17 protein-coding genes, 5 tRNA genes and 1 pseudogene are annotated in these 21583 nt (G+C 42.8%); 7 read left to right on the forward strand and 16 right to left on the reverse strand.

Annotated elements, in window-relative coordinates; genetic code table 11:
• Positions 1-46: 46 nt before the first annotated feature.
• Complete coding sequence (locus tag DU53_RS07315; protein ID WP_015868735.1) at positions 47-1444, reverse strand: pyruvate carboxylase subunit B; 1398 nt, start codon at positions 1442-1444, stop codon at positions 47-49.
• Positions 1445-1495: 51 nt separating this feature from the next.
• Between DU53_RS07315 and mnmG the strand changes: the two are divergent.
• Positions 1496-3399: pseudogene (gene mnmG / locus DU53_RS07320) on the forward strand (tRNA uridine-5-carboxymethylaminomethyl(34) synthesis enzyme MnmG).
• A gap of 20 nt (positions 3400-3419) precedes the next feature.
• Here mnmG and DU53_RS07325 read toward each other — a convergent pair.
• On the reverse strand, positions 3420-3599 hold the full coding sequence (locus tag DU53_RS07325) for a hypothetical protein (RefSeq protein ID WP_015868737.1): 180 nt from the start codon (positions 3597-3599) through the stop codon (positions 3420-3422).
• 53 nt (positions 3600-3652) lie between these two features.
• Between DU53_RS07325 and DU53_RS07330 the strand changes: the two genes are divergently transcribed.
• Together DU53_RS07330 and DU53_RS07335 are read left to right on the forward strand one after the other, a co-directional pair.
• Positions 3653-3730, forward strand: a tRNA-Ile gene (locus DU53_RS07330).
• A gap of 95 nt (positions 3731-3825) precedes the next feature.
• Complete coding sequence (locus tag DU53_RS07335; RefSeq protein WP_015868738.1) at positions 3826-4533, forward strand: queuosine precursor transporter; 708 nt, start codon at positions 3826-3828, stop codon at positions 4531-4533.
• A 14-nt stretch (positions 4534-4547) separates the two neighbouring features.
• Here the strand turns inward: DU53_RS07335 and DU53_RS07340 are convergent, their stop codons facing one another.
• Genes DU53_RS07340 through DU53_RS07350 form a run of 3 tightly spaced genes read right to left on the reverse strand, consistent with a single transcriptional unit; the run spans position 4548 to position 7606 of the window.
• Positions 4548-6017, reverse strand: a complete 1470-nt coding sequence (locus tag DU53_RS07340; RefSeq protein ID WP_015868739.1) for an amidohydrolase — start codon at positions 6015-6017, stop codon at positions 4548-4550.
• Entirely contained in the window at positions 6004-6873 is an 870-nt protein-coding gene (locus tag DU53_RS07345; RefSeq protein ID WP_015868740.1) for a pseudouridine-5'-phosphate glycosidase, read from the reverse strand. The genes DU53_RS07340 and DU53_RS07345 overlap by 14 nt, the downstream gene beginning before the upstream one ends.
• A 22-nt stretch (positions 6874-6895) precedes the next feature.
• The gene (locus tag DU53_RS07350; protein ID WP_015868741.1) at positions 6896-7606 is read right to left on the reverse strand and encodes a rhomboid family intramembrane serine protease; all 711 of its coding nucleotides are present in this window, start codon (positions 7604-7606) and stop codon (positions 6896-6898) included.
• 91 nt (positions 7607-7697) lie between these two features.
• Here DU53_RS07350 and DU53_RS07355 point away from each other — a divergent pair.
• Positions 7698-7772, forward strand: a tRNA-Arg gene (locus DU53_RS07355).
• Positions 7773-7992: 220 nt separating this feature from the next.
• Positions 7993-9246: a Glu/Leu/Phe/Val dehydrogenase gene (locus DU53_RS07360; RefSeq protein ID WP_015868742.1), complete on the forward strand. Its 1254-nt coding sequence runs from the start codon at positions 7993-7995 to the stop codon at positions 9244-9246.
• 288 nt (positions 9247-9534) lie between these two features.
• Here DU53_RS07360 and infB read toward each other — a convergent pair whose 3' ends face one another.
• The 7 genes from infB to DU53_RS07395 form a co-directional block, all read right to left on the reverse strand.
• Positions 9535-11622, reverse strand: coding sequence for a translation initiation factor IF-2 (infB, locus tag DU53_RS07365; protein ID WP_015868743.1), 2088 nt, complete (start codon positions 11620-11622; stop codon positions 9535-9537).
• Positions 11600-11926 (reverse strand): ribosomal L7Ae/L30e/S12e/Gadd45 family protein, encoded by a 327-nt coding sequence (locus DU53_RS07370; RefSeq protein ID WP_015868744.1) that lies wholly within the window; start codon positions 11924-11926, stop codon positions 11600-11602. The genes infB and DU53_RS07370 overlap by 23 nt, the downstream gene beginning before the upstream one ends.
• A gap of 42 nt (positions 11927-11968) precedes the next feature.
• On the reverse strand, positions 11969-12607 hold the full coding sequence (locus tag DU53_RS07375) for an MBL fold metallo-hydrolase (protein WP_015868745.1): 639 nt from the start codon (positions 12605-12607) through the stop codon (positions 11969-11971).
• A 186-nt stretch (positions 12608-12793) separates the two neighbouring features.
• On the reverse strand, positions 12794-13345 hold the full coding sequence (yfcE, locus tag DU53_RS07380; RefSeq protein WP_015868746.1) for a phosphodiesterase: 552 nt from the start codon (positions 13343-13345) through the stop codon (positions 12794-12796).
• Complete coding sequence (locus tag DU53_RS07385; protein WP_015868747.1) at positions 13321-13974, reverse strand: thiamine diphosphokinase; 654 nt, start codon at positions 13972-13974, stop codon at positions 13321-13323. Before DU53_RS07385 ends, yfcE begins: the two co-directional genes overlap by 25 nt.
• The gene (locus DU53_RS07390; protein WP_015868748.1) at positions 13971-15134 is read right to left on the reverse strand and encodes an RNA polymerase subunit sigma-54; all 1164 of its coding nucleotides are present in this window, start codon (positions 15132-15134) and stop codon (positions 13971-13973) included. The genes DU53_RS07385 and DU53_RS07390 overlap by 4 nt, the downstream gene beginning before the upstream one ends.
• Positions 15124-16671, reverse strand: a complete 1548-nt coding sequence (locus tag DU53_RS07395) for an NAD(P)H-hydrate dehydratase (protein WP_015868749.1) — start codon at positions 16669-16671, stop codon at positions 15124-15126. Before DU53_RS07395 ends, DU53_RS07390 begins: the two co-directional genes overlap by 11 nt.
• Before the next feature lie 107 nt (positions 16672-16778).
• Here DU53_RS07395 and DU53_RS07400 point away from each other — a divergent pair, with 107 nt between their 5' ends.
• Positions 16779-17489, forward strand: coding sequence for a hypothetical protein (locus DU53_RS07400; RefSeq protein ID WP_063728288.1), 711 nt, complete (start codon positions 16779-16781; stop codon positions 17487-17489).
• A gap of 492 nt (positions 17490-17981) precedes the next feature.
• Here the strand turns inward: DU53_RS07400 and DU53_RS07405 are convergent.
• The 4 genes from DU53_RS07405 to DU53_RS07420 form a co-directional block, all read right to left on the reverse strand.
• Positions 17982-18058, reverse strand: a tRNA-Met gene (locus DU53_RS07405).
• Between the two features lie 10 nt (positions 18059-18068).
• Positions 18069-18145 (reverse strand) — tRNA-Met (locus tag DU53_RS07410).
• Positions 18146-18190: 45 nt separating this feature from the next.
• Positions 18191-18279 (reverse strand) — tRNA-Leu (locus DU53_RS07415).
• A gap of 61 nt (positions 18280-18340) precedes the next feature.
• Positions 18341-19666, reverse strand: coding sequence for an MBL fold metallo-hydrolase (locus tag DU53_RS07420; protein WP_015868751.1), 1326 nt, complete (start codon positions 19664-19666; stop codon positions 18341-18343).
• Positions 19667-20209: 543 nt separating this feature from the next.
• On the opposite strand from DU53_RS07420, the gene DU53_RS07425 reads away from it, so the two are divergent.
• Positions 20210-21565, forward strand: a complete 1356-nt coding sequence (locus DU53_RS07425) for a sodium:glutamate symporter (RefSeq protein WP_015868752.1) — start codon at positions 20210-20212, stop codon at positions 21563-21565.
• The last annotated feature ends 18 nt before the right edge of the window (positions 21566-21583 follow it).

Raw genomic sequence — 21583 nt, forward strand, 5'->3', positions numbered from 1 at the left:
TTTTGTCATTTCCTATTTATAAGACTCTCTAACGTCTTCAGATAACTTAAATTGGGTAAACTGCAGTGGTATCTGAGTACTCATCGGCTGTACTGAAATCCACTGCGAGTTCTTTTTCATATTTTTTCAATAGGTATTTCTTTCCTACTTCTCCAAGGAGAATATACGTGAGCAGATCTTCATCAGTTTTAGCGAGAATTCCTATTTTTTCCCGGGCTTTATCCAGCTCTGGTTCCAGCAGATCAGCAGGACGGCAAGTTATCGCTTTTTCATCCTTTAGAATTCTTTCTTTGAGTTCGGGTGAGATTTCTGCTGGTGGTTTTCCATAATATCCTCTGACATACCTTTCCACTTCTTTGGTTATCAGCTTATACCTCTCTCCTGAGAGGACGTTCAGCACCGCCTGAACACCAACAATCTGGGATGTGGGTGTCACCAGCGGTGGATAACCAAGGTCTTTTCTGACTCTTGGAACTTCTTCGAGAACGTCGTTTAAGAGATGTAGCGCGTTTTGTCCTTTAAGCTGATTGATCAGGTTGGAATACATTCCACCCGGGATCTGGTTCACGAGAATCGCTGGTTTTGTTGTGGTGAGTTTCACATCCGTATCCGAATGCCGTTTTCTCACTTCTTCAAAATAGTTTGCTATTCTTTCAAGAAGCTTTAGATCAGGTTCGTACGCATTTCCCAGGTCGTGCAGAGCAATCCAGAGGCTTTCAACCGCTGGCTGTGAAGTGCCGTAAGCCAGGGGACTTATGGCTGTATCCAGGATATCCGCCCCGGCTTCGACCGCTTTGATATACGACATATCCGCAACCCCCGTGGTGAAGTGTGCATGAATTTCCAGTGGAAGGTCGAATCTTTCTTTGATTGCTTTAACAAGTTCATAGGCTTTGCCGGGTGTTAAAAGGCCTGCCATATCTTTTATGCAAAGGGAATCTGCGTTGAGATTAACAGCTTTTTCGGCTAAAGAAACAAAATATTCCACGTTATGAACGGGACTGATGGTGTAAGCTAACGCCACCTGCAGGTGCATTCCATTTTTCTTTACTTCTTTACAGGTCTTCTCGATATTTCTAAAGTCGTTTAATGCGTCGAAGATTCTGACTATGTCCATGCCGTGATCTGCCATCTTTTTTACGAACAACTCAACGACATCATCTGCATAATGTTTATATCCCAGAAGATTTTGACCTCTAAGAAGCATCTGTATTTTCGTTTTTTTGAAGCGTTTACGAAGTTCATCAAGTCTTTCCCAGGGATCTTCGAAAAGGTACCTAACGCACGCGTCATAGGTGGCACCGCCCCAGATTTCAACAGCGTGGTAACCTACCTCATCAACCAAGGGGGCAATTTCTTTTAGTTCGTTTGTTGAAACTCTTGTAGCAAGCAACGATTGATGGGCATCTCGAAAAGTTGTATCTGTGAAAGTAACTTTTTCCACGCTAACTCCTCCCCTCTGTTGTACAATTAATAAGAATAAAGGAGGGATGTTATGTCCAAAACAATTAATGATTACAACTTTGATATAGTGGTTATTGGTGCGGGGCATGCCGGCATTGAAGCTGGACTCGCCGCTGCAAAGATGGGGTTGAAAACACTTGTTTTAGCAATAAATCTCGATACTGTTGGCTGGGCTCCTTGCAACCCAGCTGTTGGTGGGCCAGCCAAAGGGATTGTAGCTAGAGAGGTGGACGCTCTCGGGGGACAGATCGCAAAAACCACTGACGCCACGATGATAAACGTTAGAATGCTGAATACAAGCAAAGGACCAGCTGTTAGAGCTCTGAGAGCTCAGATCGATAAACATGAATACAGCATGGAAATGAAGAGAATACTGGAATCTCAAGAAAATCTTTTCATAAGGAGTGGAATAGCTTCAGAAATTCTCGTGGAAAATGGGAAGGTTTCAGGTGTTGTCACACATTTCGGTGTCGTGTACCGTTGCAGGGCGGCTGTTGTTACCTCCGGGACCTTTCTCAGGGGAAAGATATTTGTAGGTCAAAAGGTTTTTGAGGCTGGAAGGCTCGGTGAATTTCCAGCGAAAGCATTGAGTCAATCCCTTGAGACTCTTGGGTTTACGCTTTCGAGGTTCAAGACAGGAACTCCCGCAAGAATACAAGGGAAGAGCATAGATTTTTCAAAAATGGAGAGACAGGACACTTCTGATGAACCGCTGGCTTTTTCATATTTTGATGAACCCAGGGTTCTTCCCAAAGATTACCCCTGCTGGTTGACCCACACAAATCCTTCTACTCATGCTGTCATAAGGCGTGATTTGAAATTTTCTCCCCTTTACGGTGATGTGAAGCTGATCCAATCGATTGGGCCGCGTTATTGTCCTTCAATAGAAGACAAGGTTGTTAAATTCTCTTCAAAAGAGAGCCATCAAGTCTTTGTTGAACCTGAAGGAAAGAATACAGATGAGTACTATTTGAACGGTCTTTCAACGAGTCTTCCCTTTGAAACACAGGTGGAGATGATCCGTACTGTTCCCGGATTGGAGAATGCGGTTATTGTGAGGCCGGCTTACGCTGTTGAATACGATTATGTCACTCCCGACCAGCTTTATCCGACTTTAGAATCAAAATTGGTGGAGAATCTGTATTTTGCCGGTCAGGTTATCGGCACCAGCGGGTATGAAGAGGCCGCAGGCTCGGGATCGTTGCGGGTATCAATGCGGCGGCAAAGCTTCTTGGTATGGAGCAGTTTGTTCCAAAACGTTCGGAGTCGTACATAGGTGTGATGATAGATGATCTGGTTACAAAGGGAGTCGATGAGCCTTATCGTTTGTTAACCTCCAGGGCGGAGTATAGGCTGTTGATAAGGCACGACAATGCTCACATCAGACTCAGCAAGTATGGATACAAATACGGGTTGATTCCAAAATGGTTCTACGAAAAGGTTCTCGATTTAGAAAGACAGATAGAGGGAGAGATAGAGAGATTAAACAATGTAGTCGTAAAGCCTTTGAGTACGCTCAATAATAAACTTGTGGCAGCTGGAACATCGCCGATATACCAATCGACGCGTTTGTCTCAGTTGCTCAAAAGGCCCCAGGTGAGCTATGAAATACTCAAAGAGTTCGATCCTGAACCGATAGAGGATCTTTTACTGAGGGAGCAAGTAGAAATACAGCTAAAATATGAAGGATATATATTAAGAATGGAGCAGGAACTTAAACGCTTCGAAAGGTTGGAAATGGAGATAATTCCGCCAAAGGTCAATTATGATGAGGTGCCGAATCTCTCCACTGAGAGCCGTGAAAAGCTGAAAAAATTGAGGCCACGGTCCATTGGACAGGCCATGAGAATTCCGGGGATTACACCGGCAGACATAATGAACCTGTCAGTTTATCTAAAATCTTTGAGGAATATTGGCGAGGGGCAAAAAGATTGAGGAACGGTTTTCACCGTTCCTCAATTCTTTAGAAGCTTTTCCAAAAAGATTTCCAATTCTTTCAGGCTTAAGCGCTTCCCGTCTTTGAGCATTCTGAATGCGGCTTTCAGCACAAGAACTCTTGGGTAACGACAGGTTAGACTTTTGATCGGGTCAGGCTTTGCCCTCTTTGCTAATCGTTTGGCAGGCAAATCTACCATCTCCTAAACCTCTTGACAGAAGCTTATAAGCATATTATAATCTCTCTGACTGAGGGCTCGTAGCTCAGTTTGGTTAGAGCTTCCGGCTCATAACCGGGCGGTCGGTGGTTCGAATCCACCCGAGCCCACCAGAGCGGCAAAGGCCGCTCTTTTGTTGTACTAATTTAATTTTAACATATTTCACGGTTTTTAGCAATTTGTAATGGTATCGATTGAGGTGATCGTCTTGTTTGCTTTTTTTAGTTCCCTTCCGAATGAACTACTATGGTTTATCTTCATGATGGTGGATTTATCCGTTGCAGTTGTGCTTTTTAAGTTTTTCAAGCGGGACGGCCTTTATATGCTAATTGTGGGCAATATCATTCTGGCAAATATACAGGTTGTAAAACTTGTCGAACTTTTTGGTTTCACCGCGACTCTTGGAAATATTTTGTATGGTTCAATTTTCTTTGCCACTGACATTCTCAGTGAAATCTATGGCAAGAAGGAAGCGAGAAGGGGTGTAATCCTTGGATTCGCATCACTTCTCATGATGACGCTGTACATGCAATTTGCACTTTACATAAAGCCAATTGAGGAGGCTAATGCGGTTCAAAATGCTCTCCAGACGATCTTCGGCATCATGCCGAGAATTGCTCTGGGAAGTCTCACAGCTTACCTTATATCTCAGTTTCATGATGTCTGGGCCTTTCATTTCTGGAAAAAGATTACTTCCGGGAAGCATTTGTGGTTGAGAAACAACCTTTCGACAATGGTCAGTCAGTTTATCGATTCTTTTGTGTTCGTTTTCATAGCTTTCTGGGGCGTTTTCGATTTCTCGATCTGGTGGCAGGTGCTATGGACAACATATATCTTCAAATGGATCGTTGCTGCTATCGATACGCCTTTCATATACCTTGCGAAATGGCTCTGGGAGAAAGAAGTTAAGGCTTAAAGGTACTAAAAAGGCTATTCAGAGCGCGCGTAAACAATCTCGCCATTTACCACGGTCATGTAAACAGACAATTTTGAGAGTTCTTCCTTTGGAAGAGTAAAAATGTCTTGTTCTGTAACAAAGAAATCTGCTTTTTCTCCCGGTATTAGTCTCCCGCTTTCGTTAGAAAAAGCCTGACGTCTTCCAGATTCGGTATAAAGCTTAAAAGCCGTCTTTCTGTCGAAAAAGCTCTCGGCAGCAATCAGGTTTTTGAAAGGGTTCGAGCTCTCAACAGGTGAATCTGTAGAAAGCGAGACGCCTATTCCTTTTTCAAAAAGTTTTTTGAATGGATAAGCTTGCTTGAACCTTCTATCTCCAAGCCTGGAAATAGCCATTTCACGGTCTGATGGATAAAATATGGGTTGAACCGAGACTTTAAGGTTAAGTTCTTTTATCTTTTCGATCTGCTCGTTTGAGGCAATTTGAACATGGATAAGCCGGTGTTTTAAAGGATTGCCTTTTTTTATTCCTTCAAAAGCCGCCAGCGCTTCTTCCAGTGCTCTGTCACCTATGACATGAACGGTTAGTTGAATGCCCCTTTCTTCACAAGCTTTAACGTATTCCTTCAGCTGGTAACGATCCATATAGAGAATACCTTTATCTTCGGGATCATCAGCATAGGGTTCTATCAAAGCAGCGGTTCTTGCCCCAAAAGAACCGTCCAAATAGACTTTAGCGGCTTTTAGATCGAGGAAAGCATTCTGGTAATTTTTGATTTTATCGAAAAACTTAATCTGACTGGCATCCTCGAGGTACAGCTTTTCAAAAATCCTTATCAATTGCTGAACAGATAAAATCTCCAGAAGGTCATCGAGATCTGAGTCATGATAGTCGTCGGAATGCACAGCGGTTACTCCGTACTTCAAAAATTCTTCTGCTCCACTTTTCAGGAAAGCCTTTATTTCAGCTTTTGTCAGTTTCACTCTTTTTCGGAATTCGTCCAGAGCACGTTCTTTCAAGAAACCCTTGCTTATATCAGAGCCATCCATACCATCGAGTTCCTCAAGATTGAATTTTTCTATCATTTTGCTGTTTACCGTGGCGACGTGTCCACACCTTCTTACGAGTATGGTCGGTATTTCGGTGATGCTATCAATGAAACTCCTATTGGGTATAAATCCGAGTGTTTCCTGATTCCATCCTCTGCCACGAATTATTTCGGAATATTTTTGAGCTTTTTTGATAGCATCTTTGAGTTCTTCAGCCGTTTTTACATCTGTGATATCGAGGGTATGTCTGGACTTCCCCGTTGCAATAAGATGGGCGTGTGAATCTACAAATCCAGTATAGACATATTTATCGTTAAGGTCTATGTTTACAAAAGGCTTAGAGATTTCTTCGACGATAACTCCGTCTACAACGAGTAAATCCCTTTTGATATATGAATCAATTTTTGGGTCATAAAGTTTTGCGTTTCGGAAGCATACTTTTTTAATCTCTACCACCCCTGCTAAGAGCCACCGCTATCTCTCCGGCAAGTGAGGCGTTATTTTTGAGTAAAGCAATGTTTGCGGTGAGCGTTTTGCCACCTGAGAGTTCTGTCAATCTGCTTAGAAGGAAAGGTGTCAGGGATTTTCCTGAAATACCATTTTCCTTTGCTTGAGCGACAGCTTTTTTTATGTATTCTTCCAATTCTTCTCTTGGGATCTCGGATTGTTCTGGTATGGGGTTGGCAACGAGAATAGCTCCTTCAATTCCAAGTTTTTCTTTTTCGTTGAATATAGCCACGATCTCTTCGGGGGAATCAGCACGTATGTTGACTTTGTATTCGCTTTCTTTTGTGTGGAATAAGGGCATATAGTCCGTTTGATATCCGACAACGGTCACCTGAAAGGTTTCGAGAAATTCTATAGTTCTTTCTACGTCTAAAATGCTCTTGAAACCGGCACAAACCACAATCATTCGTGTTTTGGAGAGTTCCATTATGTCCTGTGAAACATCCCAGGGAACGTTCCGATGTACCCCGCCTATGCCACCGGTAGCAAAAACGTCTATCCCTGCGTTTTTCGCCAGGCGCATCGTGGCACTGACGGTGGTTGCTGCATTTCTCCTTAAGGCAATGGCTGCCGCGATTTCAGCCGTACCGATCTTCATAACATTCTTTGCTTTTGCCAGATGTTCTATTTCTTTTTCTGTCAAGCCTATCTTTATCTCGCCGTTTATTATGCCCAATGTCTTTGGTATGGCACCTTTTTCTTTTACTTTGTTTTCCATGGAAACCGCTGTTTCAAAATTAGTTGGCCATGGTAAGCCATGAGCTATTACCGTTGATTCTAGAGCTACAATGGGTTGTTTCTTCATTTTTCAATCCCTCCAGCTTAAATTATCTATACCAGTATCCTGGATATTTTGTCTCAAATCGTTTGGCCATGTAAAGACCCACAAGGAAGCCTCCAATGTGTGCCCACCATGCAACTCCAGAGAAGTTAGCACCGACTATTGATAGGGTCCCGTTGAAAAACTGTATTGTAAACCATATGATTAGGAAGATGAATGCCGGTATTTCGATTATGAAAGGGATTATGAAGATAGGAATAAAGGTGAGGATCCTGCTCCATGGGAAAAAGAACAGATAAGCTCCCATAACACCAGCGATTGCGCCTGAAGCGCCGATGATGGGGGTAGATGATATGGGCGCCACCAGAAATTGAAACAGGTTGGCAGCGATTCCCCATGAGAGGTAGTAGAGTAGAAATCTGAAGTGTCCTAATCTATCTTCCACATTATCTCCGAAGACCCACAGTGTCCACATATTTCCGATTATATGGGTCCAACCTCCGTGTAAAAAAATCGAGGTAACGAAGGGAAAAAGGTTAAATCGATTTAGCTTTAAGACATATGTGTAATAAGGCTCCAAAGTAGCGTAACCTTTGGTGTATCTTGAAGGAACGAGACCGTGTCTGTACATAAAGAGAAGAAGTTCACCGTCTGAAAGGAGTAACTCGTATAGAAAAACCCCAACATTTATCAGAATAATCGTCCACATCACATAAGGTTTTTTCTCACTGGGAATTGTGTCTCTTAAAGGGAACATCTACTATCGCCTCCAACTGAGTTATCAATAGATTCTACCAAATTGACAGTTGAAATGCGAAGGGGGTAATGATATAATTACCAGCGGTTGTGCCCCCGTAGTTCAACGGATAGAACGGCGGATTCCTAATCCGTAAATGAAGGTTCGATTCCTTCCGGGGGTACCATTGCGGGGGAAGTCCCCGCGTTTTTCTTTAGAGAGCTACAAAATGTGAGTTGAGAATGTATCAATGGTTTCGCATACTCAAAGAGATTGGTGCAATAGAGACATAGAGCATTCTAATTGAAAATAACGCCTTTCCTTTATGATTTTGTGGAGTTGTTCACAAATAAAGGCGAGGAATAAAATCAACGTGGAAAACCACTTTTTCTTGAGGAGGGTTACAAGTGTCCGACATCAGTCTTTTTGAAAATGCTTTAAAGCAATTTCGCAAGGCTGCGGAAGTTATGGAACTCGATCCCTGTATAGCCGAGGTTCTTTCGCACCCTAAAAGGGAGCTTACAGTCCATTTCCCAGTAAGAATGGATGATGGAAGCATTAAAGTATTCACCGGACACAGGGTCCAGCATAACATTGCAAGAGGACCAGCTAAAGGTGGTATCCGTTATCACCCAAGCGTTACTCTTGATGAAGTCAAAGCTCTCGCTTTCTGGATGACATGGAAATGTGCCGTTGTTGGGATTCCCTATGGCGGTGGTAAGGGTGGAGTTGCTGTTGATCCAGCAGAACTTTCACCAGCTGAATTAGAAAGACTCTCTCGAAGGTTCTTCTCCGAAATTCAGGTAATAATCGGTGAGGATAAAGATATACCTGCTCCAGATGTTAATACGAACCCCCAGGTCATGGCATGGTATATGGATACGTATTCCATGAATGTTGGCCATTCGGTTTTAGGAATCGTTACCGGTAAGCCGTTAGATGTTGGCGGTTCTGCTGGTAGAACAGAAGCAACTGGTAGAGGTGTCAGGGTAGTCACTGAAGAGGCTATAAACTACAACGGCCTTGATCCCAAGAACTGTACAGTTGCCGTTCAGGGATTCGGAAATGTTGGTTCTTACGCCGCAAAGCTCATAAAGGAAGAAGTTGGAAGCAAAATCATTGCTGTTAGCGATGTTTCTGGTGCTATTTATAATCCGGATGGCCTGGATATAGATGATGTTGTAGCCTACCGCGATCAAAACAATGGACTCATTAAAGGATATCCAAAGGCAACTGCAATGACAAACGAGGAACTGCTGACAATGGACGTTGACATCCTTATTCCCGCTGCTCTCGAAAACGCGATCACAATGAACAACGTTGAAGACGTTAAGGCAAAAATAATTGTTGAAGGTGCAAACGGACCTGTAACCCCAGAAGCTGAAGAGGTTCTCCTTAAAAAAGGTGTCTTCATAGTTCCGGACTTCCTGGCCAACGCTGGAGGTGTTACTGTTTCATATTTCGAATGGGTACAGGGTCTTCAGTGGTACTTCTGGGACATCGAAGATGTTAGGAAGGCACTTCATAAAATAATGCGCGATTCCTTCTACAGTGTTATCAACACGATGAGAAAGTATGACACAGATATGAGAACGGCAGCTTACATCGTTGCCATCGATAGGGTAGCAACTGCGACGAAGCTTAGAGGTATTTATCCATAAGAAAAACGAGAATCCGAGAAAACTGCTTCGCAGCGAAGATACGAATCCCTTCGGGATTGTTGCGAACTCCTTCGGAGTTGTTTCGAACCATTTCGTGGCTGTCACGAACTGCTGAGCAGTTGTCTAAATCGGCTTCGCCGATGATGCGCATCTTCGGCGGGAGGAGCAAATATCAGGTCTAGGGTTTGGAAAAACCTGAGATTAGGGAAAAAGGGGACAGTCCTCTGTTGGACAGTCCCCATTTTCTATTTCTAGGCTCTCGGCTCTCGGACTCTCGGTTCTCGTTATTTAGCTATCCGAAGAGCTTTCGTTGAAGTCTAATGTTCTCTTCACTTTCCTCTTTACATGGAACTCTAACTGATCACCTTCTTGAATATCGTCAAAGTTCAGGAATTTGATTCCGCATTCTTTGGGTGCGTCTATTCTGGAGACTTCATCTTTGTAATGTTTAAGCGACTCAATTTCACCATCGAATATCTCTTGATTGTTCCTGTATATTCTGACGAAACCTTTTTTTGTTACATAGCCATCGAGTAATTGTACACCGGCTATGCTACCAACTTTCTTTATCTTAAACACTTTTCTGATTTCGCCATGGCCAACGGTTTCATCAATTTCTTCGGGTTCCAGAAGACCTTCAAGGGCTTTTTTGAGGTCATCGATGAGATCGAAGATTACCTGATAAACGCGGATCTGAACGCCTTCCTCTTCTGCTTGTCTTCGAGCCTGGCTGTCTGGCTTTACTTTGTAACCTATAATTACGGCATCAGAAGCTGCTGCAAGCATAACGTCACTTGCGTTTATCGTACCTATTCCAAAATGAACTACCTCGATATGAACTTCTTCTGTTTCCAGTTTGGCTATCGTTTGTCTCAAAGCTTCGACAGAACCAAAGGAGTCGGACTTAAGTATGAGGTTCAGGACTTTTGTTTCGTCTTTACCACCGATACGCATGAATTCTTCCAATCTCACGTGACGCTTGCCTTTCAGTAGCTTTTCTTTCTTTTGTTTTTCCTGAGCAAAGGCCGCTACTTCTCTCGCTTGATCGAGAGAATCTACCACGTAGAGTATGGCGTGAACATCCGGTACCTCATTGAACCCTATTATCTGAACAGGGTCGCCCGGGACAGCTTTTTTAACACGCTTACCCTTTTCATCTCTCAAAGCGCGAACTTTACCGTATGTAGCTCCTGCAACGATATAGTCGCCGGCTTCCAATATCCCATCCTTAACTATAACTGTCGCAAGTGGACCAACACCTTTATCAAGCTCAGACTCGATAATAATTCCTCTAGCATTTCCTGTGGGAATACACTTTATTTCCGACATCTCGGCCACAAGCAGAATCATTTCCAGAAGTTCGTCGATACCCTGGCCTGTTTTTGCCGATATGGGAACAACTATCGTATCTCCGCCCCAATCTTCGGGAACGAGCCCGAGTTTTGAAGCAAGCTGCTGTTTGGTTGCTTCGATACTTGCATTTGGTTTGTCGATTTTATTTATGGCGACTATTATAGGAACCTGAGCGGTTTTTGCGTGGTTGTAAGCTTCAACGGTTTGAGGCATGACACCATCATCGGCCGCAACCACAAGGATGACTATATCCGTTGCTTGAGCACCTCTTGCTCTCATTTCTGTGAATGCTTCGTGGCCGGGAGTGTCTATAAAGGTTATTTTTTTTCCGTTTACCTCTACATGGTACGCACCGATTGATTGTGTGATGCCACCAACTTCTTTTTCTGCTATACTGGTTTTTCTTATTCTATCGAGAAGCGTTGTTTTTCCATGGTCAACATGACCCATAACCGTTACTACCGGGGGACGTTGTACAAGTCTGGATTCATCTTTGTATAGTTCTTCATATTTCTTCTTGAGTGCTTCCAGCGGGTCAGCCATCTCTTCTTTTTCTATTTCAAGCTTCCAACCGTATTGAGCGGCAATTTGATTAGCGTCTTCAAGTGATAATGACTGTGCGGGGCGTAATATGATCCCTTTCATAAAATGATCTTTCACGATTTTTGAAACAGGTACCCTCATTTTCTCGGCGAGTAAGTCAAGCTTCAATTCATCGGGGGTGATACGAAGGACTTTTTCCTCACCAGGGATTTTCTCCTCCTGTTTCTTTTTCTTTTTGGGAGTTTCAATTTCTTCTTCCTCTACTTCTTTTTCGGTTTTCTTCTTGGAAGAAGCTGACTTCTTAATTTTTGCTGCTTTTTCTTCTTCCTCATACAGGCCGACGATTATATTGACAATTTCATCATCTAAAACGGACATGTGACTTTTAACAGAGACTCCCAGCTCCTCCAATTCGTCTATAAGTTCCCTGGTAGTGATTTTCAATCTTTTAGCGAGTTCATAAACTCGGGTCTTCGCCATTTTTTTCACCTCCTGCTTCGGCTAATCTTACGATCTCAGCTGCGAGTTCTTCATCGGTAACTCCAACGGCTGAAAAGCTGACTTTGCCTAACGCTTTTGCCAAACTTATGCGATCAGTATTTTTCAGCAAAACAAAAGGAACCTTTTGGCTCTCACAACGCTTCAGCCAGTCTTTTTTTATAGATTCACTGGCATCGCTTGCCAGAACGAGAACTTTTTTCTTTTGTCTTCTGTTTCTGAGATACGCTCTGATTTGATCTTTACCAAAAACAATTTTTCTTGCTTTTGCCGCAAAGCCAAGCATCGCAAGAATTTTCTGTTCGTTTATTATAGAGCACCTCCAGATCTATTCGTAGTCTAAAACAATTACTTTCAAATGGAGATTTTCGACTTCTTTCCTGGAATTAAGGTTGAGCTCCTTCATTTTTTCAACATTTTCGAATTTACTTGTGAAATTCTCCAGTTCCTTTAGCTCGAATTTTAGGTTTTTTGTTTTGAAATGCATCGGAATTACAATTGATGGTTTCAACTCGTTTGCCAGATTATGGGCCTCTTTTGGTCCTATTGTGTAAATTCCTCCAACGGGAATCATAAGAATATCAGGGTGCATTAGCTTCTGTTCCAGCTCCCTGCTTAGAGATTCTCCCAGATCTCCAAGATGAACGATTCTAAACCCGTCAGGAGTTATGATTTCATAGATGATATTTGTGCCGCGTTTTTTGCCTTTGAACTCATCATGATAGGTTAGAAATCCGTTAATTCTGTATCCTTCAACGAAAAAGTGCCCCGTTTCTTTGATTAGGTTAAAATTGCCTTTTAGTAAATGATGAGCGTTGTGATCAAAGTGTTGATGGCTTTCTGTGACTATATCTGGTTCAATATCTGGAATAGCGTACCCGACACTTGAATCAAAAGGATCGGTGAGAAGTGTTTTACCTGCACTTTCTATCGTAAAACAAGCGTGACCGTGCCAGCGTATCAACATTTTCACCACCCCCACCGTAATTATAGCACGCTTCTCAAATACGGTATTGTACCAACCGTTATGAAAATTAAATGAGCTACCTTTGAAATTTGTAGCTTATTTAAATCACGAATATTTCGGGAGTTAAAGCAAAAGCGAACCAGCTATTCTCTAAAAAAGCTACCCTTTCTATCTGGTAGTTGTTCTTCATTGGATTAGTTCCAATTCTTTTAACAGGTTGCCGTGAATGTCAAACAAATTGAGCCTTATAATATCAAAGATTTCAATTAAGGCGTAAGTGCCATCTGTAGAATCTTTAGGAAGAGCTACACTTCCCGGATTCAAATAGATAGTATCTCCGATCATTTTTAGTTGCGAGATATGGGTGTGACCCGAGATAATGATCCTCGATGAATCAGGAATCTTTAGATCCCGATGGCCGTGGTAAAGAAAAGTTTCCATCCCTCTTAATGAGAAGATCTTGCTTTGCGGTAAATCATCGATTTTCATAACCATAAGGTCTACGTCGGCATCGCAATTCCCGCGAACTCCTACGAGTTTTGTTCCCAGACTCTGGAAAAGTTCAGATAGTCCAATGGGATCATAACCCTTGGGAATTCTATTTCTGGGTCCATGGTAAAGGTAATCTCCAGCATGGAGAAGAACATCAAAATCTTTGACTCTATCCAAAACTTTCTGAACGGCTGTCAATGAACCGTGGGTATCTGATATAACTAACAATCTTCTCGCTTCAACCATCTGTAATAAATCACCGCCCCTCTGCTGGTTTTTATAGATACTGAAGACGAGATGGAAATGTTGGAAACACCATAGGGTTTATCAAATGGCATTTCCTTTTCAGTAATGGAGTATTTGAATCCTTTCAATGTTACCACGGGTATTTGACTGCCAATAGGAAATATAGACCAGACCTCTTTTGTTGAAACCACGAAGGATTTTTCTTCATTATGAACTACACCGATTTCCAATTCTTCAGTTAAGATTTTCAGCTCTAGTTTTTTTGAAAAGGCATAAAGAAGCATGAGTATAGCGTAAAAATGATCAGGGCGCTCACCAGTAGCCGTTAAAAGAAGAGCGTCTTTAATCCCGCGCTTGACCAATTCATCAATGGCAAGCTCTGTGTCGGTTTCATCCTTTTCAGAAAGGAATTTCTTTATCTCAGTACCCATACTGGAACACCAGGAAAGGGTTTCTGGAGAAATGGAGTCCATATCACCAATAAGGAGATGCGGTACGATGTTCAGTCGTCTAAGGACCTCAGCTCCGGAATCGACAGCGACGATCAAATCTGCTGAATTTGCTTTTTCTCTATAAAATTTGTCGGAATGTCCATCATTCCCGCCAAGAAAAACTGCCGCTAAATTCATAGTTCACCTTTTTTGAGAAGAACGTTACGGTATTTATTAACCGTTCTTCGGGCTATTTTTATACCTATTTCATTTAGTTTTTTTGCTATCGCTGAATCGCTCAACTTTGGATTCTCTTTCAAAAGCTTGGCTATGATTTCCATGGCCTGTTCGCGTGTTTGTTCGCTACCAAAAAAGTATCTGAGCGGGAAGGTCCCTATGGGAGTCTGTACGAATTTTCCTTTCACCGCCCTGCTAATGGTTGAAACAACAACATCGAGCTTTTCAGCAATGTCTGTCATTTTTAAAGGTCTGAGGGTTTTGCAGTAACCGAGTAGAAAATCAGGATTAGTTCTAACCAGTTCTTCACCTATTGTGATCAATGTACTGCGTCTTTTTTCAAGGGCATTTACGTAAAACTCCGCCTCCTGGAATTTTTCCTTAAGGAATTTCCCTGCTTCATCCTTTTCGTTTTTTAGAAGTTCCCGATATACTTCGTCCACCCGTATGGCCAATCCGTAATCCTTTGCAGTAACAATGAATCTATTATCCACGAAATCAATGTAAAGTTCAGGCTCTATGTACATGATAGGATTTCCATCGTTGTAACCGGATGAGGGAAGTACGATTCCTTCACCGAGTTCCTTCAATTCTTCGAGCTTTTCGGCGAACAGACCGTCAAATCCGGAATCTCTGAGCTTTTTTATAACTTTTCTTATGTCGCGTTCATTCACCGCAACTTCTCTTGAAATCTCTTCGATTGACCTTTTTAACAGACCAAACTCGTTCATGTTGTCCATAAGAATTTCGAATATTTTGAATTCATCGTCCTCTAAAATGTAAAAAGCGAAATTGCGAAGCATTTCTTCAAAAGAAGGCTGCGGCCCTTCAAGACGTTCAAAGTCCCAACCGTCGAAATCGGGGTTGTAGTGCTTCGGAAAGTAAGGGGAATCACTTTTGGACTCGTAATTTTCTTCTTCGGGTGTTTCAATATCGTTTTCGTCGATTAATTTGTAATCCTCTCCCTCCAGTTCAAGTAGGGGGTTGCCATCAACAATTTCTCTGAGCTCTGTCATGAGCTCTAGTGAATTTAGTTGTAATAGTTTCAACACGTGCTGCACTTTCAAAGATAGGTGCAACTTTTGTTCGAGCTTTTGCGAAAGTTTGTGTTCAAGTTTCATGATTGCCCCCGATTTTTCCTGTAGAAGCCCTAATTGTATTAAGGTGTTTAAATATTTTAGAATAAACAGAACTCACCTGTGACGCGCTCATAGAGGCTTCATATATCTCGCACATCTCCGCAGCTTTTCCCATGAAATAGGCCCCAAGTATTGTGGCAGCTTTCATATCTATCCCCTGAGCGATAAATCCAGCAATTGTTCCTGTTAGGAGGTCTCCACTTCCCGCCTTTGCCAGACCGGTGTTTCCGGTCGTATTTAGCCAGATTTCCCCTGTATACGAACTAAAAATAGAGGTTGCTCCCTTGAGAAGAACGTTTATTTTGTTTTTCTTTGAGAACTCTTTTACAAGATCTATATTGTTTATCACTTCCTCGATTTTTCGCTCTGTGATAGATGAGAATTCACCGGGGTGGGGTGTGATGACGATATTTTCCCAGTTAATCTGATCATGGTTGAGACTTTTAAGAGCATGTATGGCATCCGCATCCACGATGACCGGGATTTTTCGTGCTGAAGATTCGATCAACAGCTCTTTAATAAGCTCAAAGGTTTCTTCTTTTCTTCCTATTCCCGGACCTATTATAACCACGTTTACCTTTGAAAGTGTAGACAGAATGCTTTCAAGATCTGTGATAGCCAGATGAGGTTTGTTACCGGCAAGGGCTATTACTTCTGGTATATTGTTTCTGACCACGCTCTGAACCTTTTCTGGAGTGAAGGTAAAAACCATACCCGCTCCCACTTTTATTGCTCCGAGGGCGGCTAATACAACTGAACCACTGTAATCCTCGCTTCCCCCTATGGTCAAGACCTTACCGAAGGTTCCCTTGTGTCCGTAAGGTGGGCGTGATGGAAGTAATTCAGAGGCTTCTTTATCGGTAAGTAGATTCAAAGAAGCCTCTTCGGTCATAAATTTCTCAGGAAAACCTATATTGATGATTTTCAATTTGCCGACAAAAGCTCTTCCGGGATAGAAGAAATGTCCGGGTTTAGCAAGACCGAACGTTACGGTAAGGTTGGCTTTAAAAGCGGTAGGACGGACCTCACCGTTTTTCCCGTCAACTCCGGAAGGAATGTCCACAGCAACCCGAAAAGCGTGAATTTTATTGACCGCCTCAAGCAACTCGACGATTTCCGATGATAAATCTCCTTTAAATCCCGTCCCATAAATCCCATCTACAAACACATCAGATTCTTTGATTTTATTCCAGTGTTTCTTCAGGTCACAGAATTTAATAACGTTTCCACCGAATCTACGAAAGAGCCGATAATTCTTTCTACAATCCTTTGTGGAAGGTTCAGCTAACATTACGGCGAAAACTTCTACACCGTTCGCTAATAAGTGCCTCCCCACAGCGTAAGCGTCACCGGCGTTGTTTCCTCTACCACACAGCAGAGTCACCTTTTTTGGCATTTTTTTCATTATTTCGTTGGCGACCGCAATCGCCGCACTTTCCATAAGCACTATTGAGGGAACACCTATTTCGATGGTCCGGCGATCTATTTTCTTCATTTCATCGGGATAAGCTATTTTCACTTTCCACACCCCCACTTAATATTAGCATTAACCCCGGCATATTTCATTTTTTGTTTCAGAGTTTTTAGGAACATGGAGATGTTATAATCGTTTGTGAGGTGTTTATAATGCGAAAAGTCTTTATATTTTTGGTTTTTTTTGTTTTTGCTACTTTGGTCTCTGTTTTTTCAGTGGAATCTGAACCGATAACGTTGTTAATAAGCGAACTCAATAGAACCCGTTCCTTTTCTACAGATGTGTCAGTTAATTTCCATATATTTGACGAAAAGGCTGCTACGCCTTCTTATTTTGATTTTAGTTTTGCTTTTAAATTTGAGACAAACGAGAATTCCGATTGGTTGATCTCCGTAACTGGTCCTGAAGAGTTGGCCGGCATTGAATTTGTTTATTTAGAAAAGGAAGAGATTTTGTTCAGCGTGATCGATGGGAACCCATGGAAACAGTACCGCACGAAGGACGATCTGTATGTTCTCGGAGGATTCCTATCAACCTTCTTCAAGGGATTGCTGGATGAAAGGAATTTTTCCTGGGTAAAGGAGAAAAAAGAAGATCTTTATCTTTACAAACTGGAACCCAACGAAGCAAAATTGAGGTTTCTTGGATTGATTGGGGGCGGGGGATATATTCCAAACATTATGAGTCTTGAACTTGCTTTGGAAGGCAAAGAAGGAAGGTTCCCTATTCCACTCTATCTAAAGATTAGCGATCGGTTGAAAAGAGAATCAATAACCATAACCTTCAAAACTTTTGATTTCGAAACGCATACGGGTATTTTTGAGAACTTGAGAAAGATTTATTATCAATCCTTTGGTGATTGACGTGGGGTTGCGCCCCGGGGGTTCACGACGTTGTCAGCAGGTAAGCACGCCAGCGCGTGGGTAAGCCTGACTTCATCAGGGTAAGCGCCTGCGGCCGGGCACGCACGCTTCGCGTGGTTGCGACTGGCTTCGCCAGTGTTACGAACTCCTGCGGAGTTGTCCCGACCGGCTCCGCCGGTGACTAGTACTTTGGAAATGCCGCACAGCGGCTCTCTCGGATTCTCGGACTCTCGGATTCTAGTGTTTTTTGTCGCAAGCGTCTATTATTCCCCCACTCCGAAGGAGTGCCTACCCCTGACTTCGTCAGGCTCACCCCCGGCGCAGCCGGGTTACCCACGCGTCAGCGTGCTTACCGGCTCCCAGACTCTCGGTTCTCGTTTTTTTGCGTACAACGCACAACGTACAACCGACAACGGTCTTTATCGCTGCGTAGCAGCCTTTCGGAATGATGAAATTAAAAAATCCCCTCCAGTTGGAGGGGATTTTTTTGGTTGGTGGCGGCGGACAGACTCGAACTGTCGACTCTGCGGGTATGAACCGCATGCTCTAGCCAGCTGAGCTACACCGCCACACAAAAAATGGTAGCGGGGGCAGGATTTGAACCTGCGACCTTTGGGTTATGAGCCCAACGAGCTGCCTGACTGCTCCACCCCGCACCGCATATCTATATTACAAAGGCCATTGGCATCATTCTCTCCCAGTGGTGCCGGGGATGGGAGTCGAACCCACACGGAGCCTTCGCTCCAACGGATTTTAAGTCCGTTGCGTCTGCCAATTCCGCCACCCCGGCGCCGTTTATTATCATAACACCTACAAAAAAGGTTGTCAAGATCCTTAGAGCTTTGTATCCACTAAAGAAGTACCGTTTCGAGGTTCGATGGCACGGATATGTCAAATTCATATTCCAGCTCTTTTGAAAGGTTCAAAAGTGCCTCTTCATCTCCGTGTACGTATACAAGTTTTGAAGGTTGGAGTTCTCTGGGAAGTGAAATCAGTTCTTCGTAGCTAGCGTGGCCAGAAAAGTTGAATTTTTTAACTGTACATCTGAGCTGAATCCTTTCCTCACCATATGAAATTTCTTCTTCTCTGCTTCTGGCGGCTTCAAGTATGGAGTAACCAATGGATTCCGGGCTCTGGTAGCCCATGAAAAAGATAGCGCTCAGGTTGTCTTGAAGGATTTCCTTTGCGAATAAATAAGATAAAGTATCTTCTATGAGCATTCCTGAGCTGAGAATGAGTATCATGGGTCTTTTGTCGTATAGAAGTGTTTTGTAATTTTTTGGAACGGTTCGGACCCTTCTTAAGATGGCATTATTAAACCACTTTTTCTTTTCCGGTGGCATGCCGGCGTATTCCTGAAGGTAGAGGTTTGTTATGATGGAAACCATGCCGTTTGTATAAACTGGAACATCCGGGATCTTTTCTTCATCCAGCATTTTTAGGATCATGTAAAGAACTTCCTGGCCTCTCCCAAGTGCAAAAACTGGCAAGAGTACGCGGCCTTTGTTTTTTAGAACTTTTTTTATTGAGAGCTCCAGCCGACGTATTTCAGAATGCCGTGTGTCGGTCGCTTCTTCCTTAAGTCCATAGGTCCCTTCAGAGATTAAAACGTCGACTTTGTCGGGCAAAACAGCAGAAGGAATTGTTAATTGGTCAGAAAGAGAGATGTCACCTGTATAGAAAATCTTCTTTCCTTTATATTCGAGCAATATAGAACTGGCCCCCATTACATGCCCGGCTGGATAAAAGGTTACGAACAGCTTTTTAGAAATCTTGAATGGTTCGTAATATTCCACTCCTATCATTCTCTTTTTAGCTTTCTTCACATCTGAATGGTTGTAAAGTATCGGCTCGCCATCTTTTTCGTTTTTCTTCTTCATTACCTCTACTGAATTGCGGAGAATCCTTACCGAAAGCTTTTTGTTTTCTCTTGAGGTTAAAACACGAACATTTGGAAAAAATTTCACAAGATGTGGTAATGATGAAAGATGATCGTAGTGAGAGTGAGATATGAAAACATAATCGAGCTTGTCTATTTCATCGATAGCTGGTAACGATTCGTAACCCTCTTTAATCGGGTGCCGACCGCAATCTATCAGGATATTCTTTCCATCAACCTGCAACAGATAACTGTTTGCTCCTATTTCTTTTCCACCACCTAATGGTACAAAACGCATACATTTCCTCCTATTTTTCGCTATGATCGAGAACCAAGAGCCGGAAATCGAGATCCGAGAATCCGAGAAAGCCGCTGCGCGGCAATTGTACGTTGTTGGTTGTACGAAAAACACAAGAGTCTCGGCTTTTATCCGCCGAAGGCGCACAGCCGTGACGAAGTCACGCACAGCGTCTGCAAGCCTCTTGTTTTTCCCCACTCCAAAGGAGTGCTTACCCCTGGCATAACCGGGCTTACCCCCAGCGTAGTTGTGCTTACCCACGCGAAGCGTGCTTACCAGCTAACAGCCTCGCAAGCGTCAATGGCGTAGCCATTCCAAGCATCAGTCAGCGAAGCTGATTCCCAGCCTCCGGAGTTTTGCTCCGCACTCATTATAACAGTTATTTGCATAACTTGAGAGAACTTTTCAAAAACCTGAGTAAGAGTGCTTTTTAAATGTTAAGGACATTATTATAATAGTATAGGTTCATGGTATCACGAAACCGGGAAAGATCAATCTGTATAAATCAATTTGAGGTTGCACCTGATAGGGGGGTAACAAAGCATGGATGGAAGCTGGGATCTTGTTATGGATTTCATGTATCTTTCTTTTCTTCTTGGTCTTTCTGCTGTCATTAAACGGAGCATTCCGGGAATGAGAAAATTACTCATTCCAAATTCAATCATCGCTGGCTTTTTAGCGGTGTTGTTTGGCCCTGATGTTCTTGGGATTTTCAACTTCAATAGCGATAATCTTGGGTTCATGATATACCATATGCTCGCAATAGGTTTTATAGCAGTTGCCTTGAAGAAAAGTAATTCAAAACTTTCCAAAACCGGGTTCAATACCGGGTTGATAATTACGATGTCTTTGACGATTCAAGCTATCGCTGGCTTTGCTGTAAGTCTATTTCTCTATTATCTTATTACAAAGGATGTATTCCCGTTAATGGGGCTTTTGTTGCCTCTTGCATTTGACCAGGGACCCGGCCAGGCCTTTTCGATAGGGTCACAATGGGAAGCACTTGGTTTTCGTTCGGGTGGGGCAATAGGGCTTGTGATGGCTACCATAGGATTTCTCTGGGCTACCATCGGAGGAATATTTCTTTTGAATATCATTGTTTTCTTTAAGAAAAAGAGCAAGCTCGTATCTGAAAAAAAGTTTATCAAAAAAAGTGTTGTTTCAACAGTAAGGGATTACGAGTTTTCGGACATAGACGGTATGACTATTCAGTTACTGGCAATTGGTATCGTTTACCTGGTTACCTTTGGTTTTATAAAATGGATAACAGCAGTTCTTGGTATCGGCGGCAACTCTTATGGCGAGACGTTTGCCCGGGTTCTCTGGGGATTACACTTTGTCGTGGGCGTGCTGTTCGCGTTTTTATTCAGGAAAGTCTACGATTTTCTAAGAAGAGATGAGAAATACACAACACAGTATCTGAATGACTTTCTTCTTCAAAGAATTGCCGGTGCGGTGTTCGACTATATGGTTGCTGCATCGATTGCAGCCATACCGCTTAAAATGGTGAAAGAGAATTTTGTTCCAATTCTTCTGATAACCACCATTGGAGGGGTTCTTACTGTTTTTTACACAATCTGGTTCAGTAAAAGAACGTACAGGGAATCGGTACTGGAAAACACCCTCGCGCTTTTTGGAATGGAAACCGGTACAATATCTACGGGTATGGCACTTCTCAGGGAGATAGACCCAAACTTTGAAAGCGGTGCGGCTGAAAATATGGTTCTTGGCAGCGGGGTGGCCTTGATTTTCGGGATTCCATTGTTGGTGATCATTAATATTCCGATTATCGGGATAAAGACGAATAATCCAACATATTTCTTCTATACTCTTCTTGCCCTTGGTGTGTATCTTTTAGCGATCTTTTTTACTTGGTATTTAAGCGTTAGGAGAAAATAAAAAACCGGGCTCTAAAGC

The organism is Kosmotoga sp. DU53, from assembly GCF_001639905.1.
In the GTDB taxonomy this organism is placed as follows: domain Bacteria; phylum Thermotogota; class Thermotogae; order Petrotogales; family Kosmotogaceae; genus Kosmotoga; species Kosmotoga olearia.